Genomic DNA, 12,923 nt, shown 5'->3' with positions numbered 1-12,923 from the left:
AAAAATAAACACTTTCTGTGCAATATAAACCTATTATTTTACTGTGTTTTGACCTTTATTTGTAATGGGGCTGCTAACTTTTGAGCGAATTCTTTCAAATAGTTTTCCCATTGTTCCTGCGTTTTGAAGTTACCGTTTTCTTTCCAACCAAAACCTGTATAATATATAGTTTTTTCTTGGGAAAGATTCAATAAAGCATAGGCGTTACTAAGATCAGTTTCTTTAGTTATGTAGGTTTCATGACCCACATAATACACTTTTGGTACTACAAGGCCCGTTCCTAGTTCTGAGCCATCGTGGGGTTGCCAATAACTAACCCAACCTAGTGAATCGTTGGCGGTAATTTTTCCATCATTTTCATGTAAAGTGAGCCCGACAGATATATTATTTGTACCACTAACATCGAGTGCTACTCGGGTCATATTATTACCATAATCAAGGGAAATGTGTTTTTTTTCCTTGATGATAACACTGTCGGCCGTCCAGTTCTCGTATTTTAAAACAAAACTCGTCCGAATAGGGCCATTGGCGAGGGTTTTATAGGCAGTAAAGTTTTTGGAAAAATAATACCGGTCGCCTATTTTTTTAGCGATGCCACCAGCTCCTCTGCTGCGGCCAACATGAAAATTGTCTAGTCCTTCACCGGTATCAATATGATAAGCCATAGGATCTTGTTCAAATTGCGTATACCATTTATCAATGATGGGGTATTCCACTTTTTTGAGCCAACAATCGATTCCGCTTGAAAGCGTCCCTCCTTCAATGCCCCCCTCATTCATGCGCTGCGCCGTAGGGCCGTAAGTTCTGAAGGCGACGCGATTATTTTCCCAAGCGTAATCATCAGTGCGTTCAGGTACGAATCTAGAAAAAACTCTTAGGGTATCTGGCTTATTTTCTACAGGAAGTTGTTCTAGTCTGAACTCTTTTTCTTGGTTAGGGGCTAACTGAGGTTGAAAAAGAAGTATGTCTATTTTTCCATCATCATCTTCATCAATATACTGACGAACCAGAAATTCGTTCGTTTCCAAATCTTTAACGCCGTAGTTCGATAAATCAATAGAGTCGGCTACATTTAATAGTGAATGAGTAAGCTCAAGAGTTTCAAAACTGCGCTCTAAGGGCAATGTGTTTTTAATGATAAAATCAACATTTTTCTTATGACTGTCTTTTTTTTCAGTACAACTGCCTAAGCTTAAGAGCAGTAAGATAAATAAGGTAGTATTTTTTGGTATTTGCATTATAAAATACTTTGATAAACGCATCGTTTTATATTTTGAAGGTCTTATAGCGGACCATTTTGCAAGCGAGGAGAAGTCGCTATTCAATTTCAACCTCTCTTCCCACAAATTTAGTGGCCAAAGCAGCCAAGATAAAAAAGGCCCCACCAAACGCAATCGCGTTTCGAGGATCGCTTGCTAAGAAACTATCGTAAAACAGCGGTACGGTAACCATGCTTATGGCCATGGGAATAACAATAAAGGTATTGAATAAGCCCATATAAATACCCATGCGATCAGCAGGTACGGCACTCGACAGCATAACGTAAGGCATCGTTAATGCCGAAGCCCAAGTAGCACCAAAAAGGCACATACAGAAAAGAAAGCCGAATAAACTTGTGGTAAATAGCATACCGATAAAGCCTACGGCACCTAATAGAAGGCAAATGGCATGCGTTAACCTTCGCCCGGCAAGGGTTGACACTTTTGGCAATAATAAGCTGAAAATAATGGTACTTACATTCATAACTAAAATAGCGGTAGTACCTGATTTTACCCCTTCGGCAAACCCGGGGAAGCTTTCATCTGGCGCATTGTAAACATGTCGTGCGATTGACAGAGCGAGATAACTGTAAAAAATAGGAATGCCGTACCACGTAAAAAATTTTACGAAAAAAAGTTGTTTCATCGCCTTGGGCATTTGCCATAGGGCAGTCCAAATATCTTTAAAACCTTCTAAAAAAACGTTGGTGTTCTCTTTTCTCTTTTTGAAGGCTTCTACATCCTCTGGCGGATATTCATCCGTTGTAAAAATCGTCCATAATACCGACGCCATAAAAACAAATGCTCCAATAAAAAATGGGTAGCGCACGTAGTCTGGCACTTTCTGAAGTTCGCTAGATTCTTCAGAAAGATCAAAGCCCATCCAAACTAAAATTATGGCCATTGACATTGCTAATATTTGCCCGCCACCAATAAAAAAAGTTTGCATAGAAAATCCTGCGGAGCGTTGTTTTTCAGGTAATTTATCGGCGATAAAGGCTCTAAAAGGCTCCATGGTCACGTTTATGGAAGAGTCTAGAATCCATAACAATCCGGCTGCCATCCATAACGTGGATGAAAAGGGCATAAATACCAAACAGATACTGGCTAAAATGGCTCCGATTAAAAAATACGGTCTACGCCTACCCCAGCGTGGTGACCAGGTTTTATCGCTTAATGCACCTACAATAGGCTGAATAACCAGACCAGTAATAGGACCTGCCAATAGCAGAAACGGAATATTGGCCGGGTCGACATCTAAATAGGTGTAAATAGGCCCCATATAAGCAGTCTGCAAAGCAAAAGCATATTGGGTTCCCAAAAAACCAAAACTCATATTAAACATCTGCCAAAAGGAGAGCTTGGGCTTTTTATCTGCTAAGGTAATTTGCGAAGATGCGGATTTATTCATCATTCGGATTTCTTACCTTTTTTTTGAGCGAGTTTTTGGTCGACTGCTTACGGTCTATAAATTCAGCGAGTTCTACGCCTGCCATTAAAAAGGCACCTACGCCATAGGCTTGCTCATCTTCAAAAGTGGAATTGCCTGGCTGATCTCCAATTTGCTGTACGTAACCCAATTTGCCAGACGGATGCTGCGCTGCTATTAAACTTTCCCAAGCTTTTTCTATGACGGGATAAAACTTTTTCTCCTCTAACAAATTGTTATTAATACCCCAAGTAAGGGCGTAGCAGAAAAAGGCAGTACCGCTCGTTTCTTTGGCGGGATAGGCTTCAAAGTCTAATAAGCTCGATGGCCAAAAACCCGCCTCGGTTTGTAATGGTGCAATTCTATGCGCCATTTCAACAAATTGAGTTTCAAACTTTTTGCGGGCAGGATAGTCTTTAGGAAGTTCATCAAGCACGCGCACGAGGCCGCCCAATACCCAGCCATTGCCTCGAGACCAAAATACTTTTTTTCCATTTTTAGAGCGTTGTTCAAAAAAAGTATCGTCACGATAATAGAGGCTATCTTTTTCGCTGTAGAGATACGCTGAGGTCTTCCACCATTGCTCATTTAAATAATCGTAATACTTGGGTTGGTCTAACACTGTTCCTAATTTTGCAAAAGCGGGGGGCGCCATAAAAAGCGCATCACACCAACTCCACCAATCTTGCCAATAGGTATTCTCTTTAAATCGCACATCGGTTTCTAAATAACGTAACAATGGCATTTTTGCCATAAATCTCGCTTTATCAATTACCGAAGTATCTCCAGTTTTTTCAAAAACATCGGCGTACATCTGAATCATGGCGTATTCATTAGCATCATAGGGTCTTGCTCTAGGTTCCCAGTTTAGTGAGGCACCGTGTTCAAGCATGTGATCGAGGTATTTTTTTTTATTGGTGTAGGTATGCAAATCAGAAAGCCCAGCGTAAAACGTACCGAATACCCAATCGTATTTCTTATTTTCATTCCAGCGTTTTTTCCCCTCGAAGGGGAGTTGCAACTGCCAATCAGCTGCCTTATATAAGGCTTCAAGTATCCGTTCCCTTTCTTTTGATTTTTTATCCAACTCAGTCGTAACAGTCCTTTTTGCCCCATTAGAGAGGCTGATTAGACCAAACCAAATGAGAAAAAGTGACAATACCTTTATACTCAGGGGCATTCGAAAGAAGATTTTCATCTGTATTTTTTTAGTGAGCATCTGTAGTTCAATCAAGTAACTATTGTTCCGTTTAGTGCGCTAGCGATTGAACTAAAGATTTGTTTTGCATCAATTTTTGTTTTCTCAATAGGGCCTCTAAGAAGTAATAATCAGCATAAATTAAGGGCTTATCTATCTCTGCGCCATGCGGAATACTACCTACACTATGTTTAAGAATGAAATTGTTGTTTTTTCCAACTTCCGCCAGATAATCGTCCGAACTCAGACTTTGCAATAGCTCGTCAGCAAAACCGATGTATGATATAGATTTGTTTTTATCGGTGTAGGTAGAGAGTTCGTAGAGTGCCGAGGCAGTTATGGCTGCCGCCGAAGCATCGCGAGGAATATCGGGGTAATCTTCGGGTCTATAATTCCAATCGGGTTGATACCCTTCTTCGTGCACGTGATAGTCCCAATAAGGAACCAAATCTTCTGGCAAGTTAGTATGCCCCATAATATACTTCGCTATTTGGCACGCGTGATCTAAGTATTTTTTGTCTTTCGTTTCACGATACATTACGGTAAAGCCATAAAGCCCCCATGCTTGGCCCCGCGACCAAGCAGAATTGTCTGCATAGCCTTGGGCGGTAGCCTTATCTAATATTTTTCCTGCAATACTATCGTAATTAACTACGTGGTATGAGCTATAATCGGGACGGTAGAAATCTTTTATTGTAGTATTTGCATGTGTGAGTGCCACCTCTTCAAACTTTGGATTACCTGTTTTTTTGAAAGCATAGAACAAGAGTTCGAGGTTCATCATATTATCGATAATTACAGGATAGTACCACTCCGTTTTTCCATCCCATGATTTTGCTTTGTCCCATGATTTTATAGCCGCAACATTTGGATTGAAACGTTTGCAAAGCGATTGGGCCGAACGTATTAATACAGAATCGTAAGCTGAATTACCAGTCAAACGTAAACCGTTGCCATAACTGTTAAACATACGGAAACCTATATCATGATCACCTGAGTAATCTTGAAGCGGTTCGAGAAAATGCGTCCATTTTTCAGCAGCAGCCTTCCATTTGTCGTCATCAGAATATTCGTAAATCATCCAAAGGCTTCCGGGGAAGAATCCGCTTGTCCAACCTTTGATAGGCTCTAAAGTAAGTTGCCCCTCATCGTCTACCGATTTAGGAAACCTGGCATCTTTTTCGAGAGTAGTCAGCATTTCATCGTACTGCGCCATAGCTACATCAAAACTTTTCGATACCAGCTTTTCATCGCCTTCGGCATCTTGCGCATCATTAGACTTCTTTTTTGTTGAAGTATCAAAACACCCTGTACAAAAGATAAATGTGGAAAGTATGAGCACGATAGGTAGCCGAAGCAATTTCATAAATATGAGTGTAAAAAGATTGTTGCTAAATTGTTATAATCTAGAAGAAAAGGCAAGGTGTTATGGTTTGCTTTTGGGGGATAAATAAGCCACAGCGTATATTTTCTAGGATTCATTGTTAGTTAGTGTATTTAATTTTAATTCATTTTTAGAAATGTGTTATGGCGTTACCCAAAAGATTGGGGGTCGCGTGATCCGCTGTAGTTTTTTGCTTCAATTTTCAGTTTTTCTAAAGAATATAAGGCGATAAGAAAATTGAAAAATTAAGGTAAATATCATAGCAAAAAAGCAGCCGCTACTCCCATTAACACGATCAATTTTAATATTTTCGATCCCATTTCGCAACTCCCAAAATTTTGAATTTAAATAATGTCAAAATCAGAAAACTTTTATGTAGTATTCGGTATTTATATAGTATTCTTGAAATAAAGAAAAAAATAATGAAACTGATTTGAATGACTTGGCTTTAAACAGTAGTTATCTTGATTAACCTTTAAACAAAACTTTTGCGCATAATACTTTTGTTCGCGGAGTGCGCGGATTTACATTTGGTTGTAATGTATTGAGGAAGAAAACCTCATGCTACCCTAAAATATTATAAGGCCATATAATTCTAACAGAAAGGCAAAGCTACCTGAAGAAAGACATCACGCATAGATTTTTAAAACAGTTTCTAATCATTTCAAATTTCAATGTTCGCCACTCAAGTTAGTCGGTTTCCAAATGGAGTTGAGTTCAGTTATCACAAGTTCGCGCAACAAGGTTTTACTGTCTGTTTCAAAATTGGGAGAAGAGGAATACGCTATGACTTGGAAATTTTCGGACTTTGACACGTGAGGTTTTACCATATAGGTTTCACCATTGTTCGCAAATATTTCGATACTGGTTTTATCGACTAGAATCTCTAGGGTGATTTTTCCGTCCACAGGTCTTACAAAAACCTCGTTCAATTTAAAGTTATGGACGTCATACACAAGTTCGTAGCCGTTGATTTTTAGTCCAAAAGCAAAGTCGTCCATTATTTCAAAATTGGCTAAAATGTGAAGGGCGTCATTTTTAGTTTTTGTATCAAAAGAACCGTTTTTTGTAATGATCTTACTTTTCCACTCCTGTTTCTTTCCGTACAAGGTTTTTATTTCATCAATAGGATTGGTTAACAAACGAACCCCTTCGGCAGTTGTCGAAAGCGAGAGTTCAACAGGAAAGGTCATCATTTGATTAAAGGGCATTCCTTCAGAAATAATTCTTCTGCCCCATGAAATTTGTATGCGTCTGCCATCAGGTATATTATTAAAAGTTTGTGAAGCATACGCATTTCCGTGCAACATTTCATATTTTGGAGTTTCGGGGAGGAAGGTTTCACCATCAAAACTGCCTAATCTATATTGACCATTGGCACCGTAAATCACCCATTTCTTATTATTCTCGTCTCCATCAACGGCAAGTTCAAAAAGCTCGGGGCATTCGTAGTAACCATCTAACTCTGATCGGTATGTCCATTTTTTCAGGTCTTTTGAAGTATGCACTTGCAGCGTACGATCTTTTACTATTTGGTTAAGTGGACGCTTTTCAACCGACTCATCATAAACCACCATGACCCAATGTTTTTTAGGTGCGTACCAGAAAATTTTTGGGTCACGGCCTTCGTGAGCTAAAACAGGGTTTTCTGCATAATCAGTAAAAGTACGTCCGTTATCGAGGCTGTATGCAATACATTCTCCTCTTCCCGTACTAGTATAAGCAGCCACGATAGCCGTTTGGTCAGAAGTGCCAAAGCCAGCCATGTTATTTTTATCAACTACTGCCGAACCTGAAAACGCCATATCATCATAAGTGGGTACAATAGCTTTAGATATTTCTTCCCAATGCACCAGATCTTTGCTAACGGCGTGCCCCCAATGCATGTTTCCCCAGTTCCATCCGTAGGGGTTATGCTGATAATACAGGTGATATTCGCCATTGTGAAATACCAAACCATTTGGGTCGTTTAGCCAACCGCGCTTTGATGTAAAATGAAATTGAGGCCTGAGTTGCTCTTTATACAAAGTGTCAGCACCATGAATGCGATCAGAAAAATAAATCTTGTTTAGGCCTTCCCTATTCGATTTCTCAGGTTGCAAAACTAAGGTTTTGCCTAAATGCTCTTTTAAATCAATAAATACCCAAAAATCTGGTTCAGTTTGCGCCAATTGAATATCAAAATCTCTAAAAAGGTTATCGTTCATTAAGATTTTCAATCGTTGCGTCTTTAATTTGTTTTCTATGGGAAGGTTCATATAACGCTTCGTGATTTGCATTTTTTTTTGCTGCGCGATACACATGAGTAGCGTTGCCATTGAAAAGAGTAAGGTAAGTTTTAATTTATTTTTCATTTGGAAGTACGGTGCAGAGAGATGATTAACGAAGACTGATTTTAAAATATAAAATAACAAATCTAATTGAATAACGATTTGACTTGATCCAAAAAGGAGGAAAATACATAAATCTCGCCATTAAATATTATCTGCTTCGAAATTTAATAAAAAAATGCTTTTCTGCCAGATTTTCAAGGTGGATGCAGGGACTTGAAATCAAGTATAAAAGTTGTGTTTAATAATCTTCACAGTATTGTATTTACAGTTTTTTTCAATCTTGTTACTTTTCTTAGGCGCTTTTTCACTTAGGACAAACTACACTGGAGAAAAAGATTACCTACTAGAAATATTTAACTTTCGATTTAATTAAAACAGATAGAAAACACATTTTAGATAATGTAACAAACAAATAACAAGGCTTTAAACGAGTTCAATATTCGATTTCGATTGATCTAAATAAAATGATATTATTTCTCCTCACACACAGCAATTGGGCTTGATCCTGGGTTCGAAGGATTGAACATTCATCTATCAACACTGTTTGTTTCCTAATCTTTAGAAAATTGATTTAAAACAGATTGAATTTTAAGGGGTGTTTGTTCTTTTCCCTCATGCATCGCACAATGGATGAAGTGGGTTTGTCACGACTTTTAGGGTAAAATCAGGTGTGTCTGCGACGTAGTAAATTCCTCGGAATTTCAAGGAGGTAGAAACTTTATTTTTCACTAAAACTCGTATAGTCTTGACAAGTTCCATAAGGGCATTAGCAATTCTTTTAAACGCAGTTGCATTTAAGTGTACCGATAGTTAAGCGAAATAAGTAGCTGCGGTTGAATTAGAATTGGTTATGTCGTGCCTGTTTTTCGACAACTCGAAAAACAACAAAGGCTTTATCCATTATAAATCCCTTAAAATGTGTAAGGCATCGGTTCGGTTTTCAGGAATTTTCGAAGAAGCACTCAAGATGAGCTTACCGTAAATTCTATTAGAAAAACCAAAGTAATCCCTTTTCGATGAAAAGGCGGACTTAATTCACAGTTTTGGCTCAGGAATATGGTGTTCCTTCCCAGCCCCGAAGTTTCGGGACGGAAAGGAGTAACGGAATGGAAAGACAAAATTGGAGATTGTGTCCAAGACCTTTTGCAGTGAAGCTTATTGCCCGAAATGAAATGTAGTGGGAATGTGCTGAACGGGGTGTGGACAATCTAAATTTTAGTTAAAATAATTTGCAACCTTATAATAGTAAGTTTTCAAAACAATTATATTTGTAAAACGAAAGTTACATTGACATAATCTGTATCATAACTAGTTCACAAATCGTCAACACGAAAAGTGGATAATAGCAAGTACTCGACTCTGACTGGTCTGAGCGTAAGAGGTTCAAACCCCAGCCAGGTCACAAAAAACCTCTAGATTGTCAAGAGACAATCTAGAGGTTTTTTTATACTTAAATTTCGGATAACCTACTTACTTTAAAATGATACCCATACTCCGCAATCACAGTGGGGTGTAGTCCCATGTAACGTGGAGGTTTTATATTATAAGAATCATTTGTCTGAAATATAAAATCTTATTTTTATATAAATCTGTAAATCAATTAATTAAATAGGTTCTATAAATATTTATTAAGATTTTTCTTTCTTTTTGATATAATTATTATACATACCAAGCGTTGTTAACATGTTCAGTGATTCCATATTCTAAGTATGTCTTCAACTCTGCGTTGTTTTTATAATATATTTTCTTCAGAAAGGTGGTTTATTTTGGCACTACTCTTTAGCGTTCAAAATCTCGTTTCCCAATATCACATTGACGAGCCTATCAAAGAAGCTGTTTCATTACATGAACATGCCAGTATCTTAAATACGGGAGGGTATCCTGTTTCTGTGGAGGAAATTATTTTGAATAAGGAAAGATTCAATTTTATACCATTCCAATCCGCTACGGAGAATATTGGTTTTACAGATGAACATTACTGGGTGAAATTTAAATTGGTCAATAATACAACTAAAGAGCTCAACTATTATTTAGAGACAGCTAGGCCAATCATTGACTTTGTCAATCTTTATTCAATCACTGAGAACGGCATTATATCCGAGCAGAAAAACGGTGATGCTATTGCCTTTGATATGAAAAGTCTACCGCACAGAAAAGTATTTTTCAAGCTAGACTTACTACCCAAAACAATATACACAGGATATGTACAAATAAAAAGTGATGGCGAAGCCTTGAACATTCCTCTACGTTTGACCACCCCGGAAAATCTTTTGGAAAATACATATAATGAACAGATTTTCTTTGGTCTATTTTACGGTATTTTGTTACTGGCGTTTACAGTTTATCTCTTTTTTTATTTTGGCTTACGAAATAGTCTTTTTACCGTATACAGCATATATATTCTTTTTGTAGGTCTTTTGCAATTTGCGGTGGATGGTTTTTTCCACCAATACATCACCCCAAGTGGTGGTTGGCTCAACGATAGGGCCGTTATTCTGATTGCTAATATATCATTGCTGTTCTTTTTGAAGTATGGAGGGCAATTTTTGGAAGTTTCCAAAGTAAGTCACGTACTCGATAAAATCTATTTCACTACTTGCACTTTATTACTTGCCACAGTAACCGGAATTGTATTACTGCCAAAATTTTTATCATATGCCTATCCCATTACCAATATTTTAGGCATCATTGTACTTTCAGAAATCATCTCGGCCATTATTATAAGAAGAATAAAAAAGAAAAAGACAGATATATTTTTCATTTTGGGAATCTTCTTTTTAATCATGGGCTTTATCGTTTTCATCCTGAATAACCTCAATATTTTACCACACTCATTTTATTCTGAAAACGGTCCTAAATTTGGAACGGCACTTGAAATTATTTTTCTTTCTATTTCAATGAGCAATCGTATAAAGCTACTTAGATTGGAGAACGAAAAAAACCATGCTATGGCACTTCAACGAGCAGAGGACCTTAACGACATTAAGAGTTACTTTTTATCCAATCTGAGCCATGAATTGCGTACACCGCTGAACTTGATTATGGGAGTAGCCTCTTCAATTGAGAACGATGCAGAAAGCAACGATTCCAAGGAAAAAGCCGGGCTAATAACCGCTTCTTCAAAATCGCTTTTATCCGCCATAAATGATATTGTAGATTACACCGACATCGAAAAAGGAAATTATAAATTGCAAGAAGCGCCGTTAAATCCTAGAGAAATATTAGAGGCTATTGAAAAGACCATAGCACCTAGAGCGAAAGAAAAAAATCTAACATTTAAATTTCCAAGTCTCAACAATCTCCCAAGGGAAATTATTGGGGATGCCAAAAAAATAGTGCAAATATTGACCAATCTATTGGACAATGCCATCAAGTTTACCCCTAACGGAACAGTTGAACTTGAAATAAAGCACACCATCTCAAAAAATAACAGGATATCTTTTTCCTTCTTTATCATTGATACGGGCATAGGAATCACCAAAGAAAAAATGAATACCATATTTGAGTCATTTTCCAAGCACTCTTCTAACGATAAAAGGGAATTTGAAGGCTTAGGACTAGGTCTATATGTAGTCAAGACATGTGTAGACTTACAAAAAGGCAGCATAACTATAAATCAGAATGCCAATGGAGGAACCACATGTACGGTAAAGCTAGATTTTGACATCGTTCCCGAAGAAAAATCAGAACATATCTCTATGGAGGACAGAAATATTCTTTTGGTAGAAGACAATAAAATGAACCAAATGGTCATCAAATTATTTGTTAAAAAATGGAAAGGTGTTTCTTTGTCCATTGCAAACAACGGACAGGAAGGACTAGACCTACTTGAAAAAAATAATTTTGATTTGGTATTCATGGATTTACAAATGCCCGTTATGGATGGTTTTGAGGCTATTGAAAAAATCAGAAGCGGTTTATTTGAACATATAAATGGTCAGGTACCAATTATAGTAATTACGGCAGATTGCACCGCTGAATCCTACAAAAAAGCAAAAAGCCTAGGGGCCGATGATTACATGACCAAACCGATTAAAGAAAATATATTATTGGAAAAAGCAGATAAAGCTTTGGACAAATCCTTCAAAAAAGCGGTTTAGGAGCACTATGTATTTCGGAAAAAAATATACCTATAACCTTTCGTGATATGTGTTGAACCAAAATAAATCTAGTTGTATTTTGAATTGGCGTATAGCTTGTTATCTTTGCCCTTCCATTAATAAAGGCCCACGTGGTGGAATTGGTAGACACGCTACCTTGAGGGGGTAGTGTTCGCAAGGACGTGCTGGTTCGACTCCAGTCGTGGGCACAGAGGTCAAGGAGTTCCTTGACCTTTTTCTTTTTGTAAATTTTAACGCTGCTTTTTTACGTCGTAATACTTTAAAGCTTAAATTTGTTTAATCCTTTTCTGAAAAGTATGAACAATGTAAAAAAGAATTTCAGTATTCGTGACTTGGAAAACCTTTCGGGAATTAAAGCTCACACCATTAGAATCTGGGAAAAAAGATATAGTCTTTTATCACCGGAACGAACAAACACCAATATTAGAACGTACAGTTTACAAAGCTTGCAAAAGCTTTTGAATGTAACTTTGTTATACCATAATGGCCATAAAATTTCAAAGATAGCCAAGATACCAGAAAAAGATATTCCATTGGTGGTGCGTGAAATTGTAGCAAAGAAGAGCCATAAAAATCACGCTATTAATGCTTTTAAATTAGCAATGGTCAATTTTGACCAGACCATATTCTTTAATACATACAATAGCCTTCTTAATGAAAGTTCATTTCGTGAGGTTTTCAAAGAAACGTTCATCCCATTATTGAACGAACTTGGTCTCCTTTGGCAAACGGACACTATTAGTCCGGCACACGAACATTTCATCACCAGTCTCATAAAGCAGAAGATTCTGTTGAATACGGAAAAACTGCAACACCAAAGACCTACCAAGACAGACAAAATCTTTGTAGCATTCTTGCCGGAGAACGAAATTCATGAAATAGGACTACTATATCTAAATTATGAGATTGTGCTTAGAGGTTATAAATGTATTTATTTGGGGCAGACCATTCCTATGGAAAATCTTATGGACGTGATGAAATATTTTGAGAACATTTACTTCCTTTCCTACTTTACGGTCGTTCCGGAAAAAGACCGCATCAATAAATACATGCAGGAATTTGATAAACTAGTCTCTGATTACGATAATCCTAATTTTTGGGTATTGGGCAGACAGGTGCAACATATAGATACTGATAAATTACCAAGGTTCGTGAAAACGTTCACATCCATAGATGAAGTGGTAAGCAAGCTATAAATT

At 37.4% G+C, this 12,923-nt stretch carries 7 protein-coding genes and 1 tRNA gene; 3 read left to right on the top strand and 5 right to left on the bottom strand.

From position 1 onward, the window contains the following. Positions 1-38 precede the first annotated feature (38 nt). The 5 genes from ACKWBX_RS06590 to ACKWBX_RS06570 form a co-directional block, all read right to left on the bottom strand. On the bottom strand, positions 39-1,262 hold the full coding sequence (locus ACKWBX_RS06590; protein WP_413967851.1) for a DUF4861 family protein: 1,224 nt from the start codon (positions 1,260-1,262) through the stop codon (positions 39-41). A gap of 55 nt (positions 1,263-1,317) precedes the next feature. Continuing rightward, on the bottom strand, positions 1,318-2,670 hold the full coding sequence (locus ACKWBX_RS06585; protein ID WP_413967850.1) for an MFS transporter: 1,353 nt from the start codon (positions 2,668-2,670) through the stop codon (positions 1,318-1,320). After that, positions 2,663-3,886, bottom strand: a complete 1,224-nt coding sequence (locus ACKWBX_RS06580; protein ID WP_413967849.1) for a glycoside hydrolase family 88/105 protein — start codon at positions 3,884-3,886, stop codon at positions 2,663-2,665. The genes ACKWBX_RS06585 and ACKWBX_RS06580 overlap by 8 nt, the downstream gene beginning before the upstream one ends. A gap of 52 nt (positions 3,887-3,938) precedes the next feature. Beyond that, the gene (locus tag ACKWBX_RS06575; protein ID WP_413967848.1) at positions 3,939-5,252 is read right to left on the bottom strand and encodes a glycoside hydrolase family protein; all 1,314 of its coding nucleotides are present in this window, start codon (positions 5,250-5,252) and stop codon (positions 3,939-3,941) included. Between the two features lie 689 nt (positions 5,253-5,941). Then, positions 5,942-7,549 carry a glycoside hydrolase family 32 protein gene (locus tag ACKWBX_RS06570; protein WP_413967847.1) on the bottom strand — a complete coding sequence of 536 codons (1,608 nt, stop codon included), beginning with the start codon at positions 7,547-7,549 and terminating at the stop codon, positions 5,942-5,944. Positions 7,550-9,369: 1,820 nt separating this feature from the next. Between ACKWBX_RS06570 and ACKWBX_RS06565 the strand changes: the two genes are divergently transcribed. From ACKWBX_RS06565 to ACKWBX_RS06555, 3 genes are all read left to right on the top strand, one after another. Next, positions 9,370-11,703 carry a hybrid sensor histidine kinase/response regulator gene (locus tag ACKWBX_RS06565; RefSeq protein WP_413967846.1) on the top strand — a complete coding sequence of 778 codons (2,334 nt, stop codon included), beginning with the start codon at positions 9,370-9,372 and terminating at the stop codon, positions 11,701-11,703. Between the two features lie 125 nt (positions 11,704-11,828). Continuing rightward, a tRNA-Leu gene (locus ACKWBX_RS06560) sits at positions 11,829-11,912 on the top strand. Positions 11,913-12,020: 108 nt separating this feature from the next. Beyond that, positions 12,021-12,920 carry a MerR family transcriptional regulator gene (locus ACKWBX_RS06555; protein ID WP_413967845.1) on the top strand — a complete coding sequence of 300 codons (900 nt, stop codon included), beginning with the start codon at positions 12,021-12,023 and terminating at the stop codon, positions 12,918-12,920. Positions 12,921-12,923: the final 3 nt, after the last annotated feature.

The organism is Maribacter algae, from assembly GCF_047345745.1.
Classification (GTDB): domain Bacteria; phylum Bacteroidota; class Bacteroidia; order Flavobacteriales; family Flavobacteriaceae; genus Maribacter.
This window is presented reverse-complemented; position numbering and strand designations above follow the sequence as displayed.

Bases quoted from the DNA above. Each gene is read 5' to 3' on its own strand.
- ACKWBX_RS06590 (WP_413967851.1), bottom strand. From the start codon at position 1,262: ATGCGTTTATCAAAGTATTTTATAATGCAAATACCAAAAAATACTACC.
- ACKWBX_RS06585 (WP_413967850.1), bottom strand. From the start codon at position 2,670: ATGAATAAATCCGCATCTTCGCAAATTACCTTAGCAGATAAAAAGCCC.
- ACKWBX_RS06580 (WP_413967849.1), bottom strand. From the start codon at position 3,886: ATGAAAATCTTCTTTCGAATGCCCCTGAGTATAAAGGTATTGTCACTT.
- ACKWBX_RS06575 (WP_413967848.1), bottom strand. From the start codon at position 5,252: ATGAAATTGCTTCGGCTACCTATCGTGCTCATACTTTCCACATTTATC.
- ACKWBX_RS06570 (WP_413967847.1), bottom strand. From the start codon at position 7,549: ATGCAAATCACGAAGCGTTATATGAACCTTCCCATAGAAAACAAATTA.
- ACKWBX_RS06555 (WP_413967845.1), top strand. From the start codon at position 12,021: ATGAACAATGTAAAAAAGAATTTCAGTATTCGTGACTTGGAAAACCTT.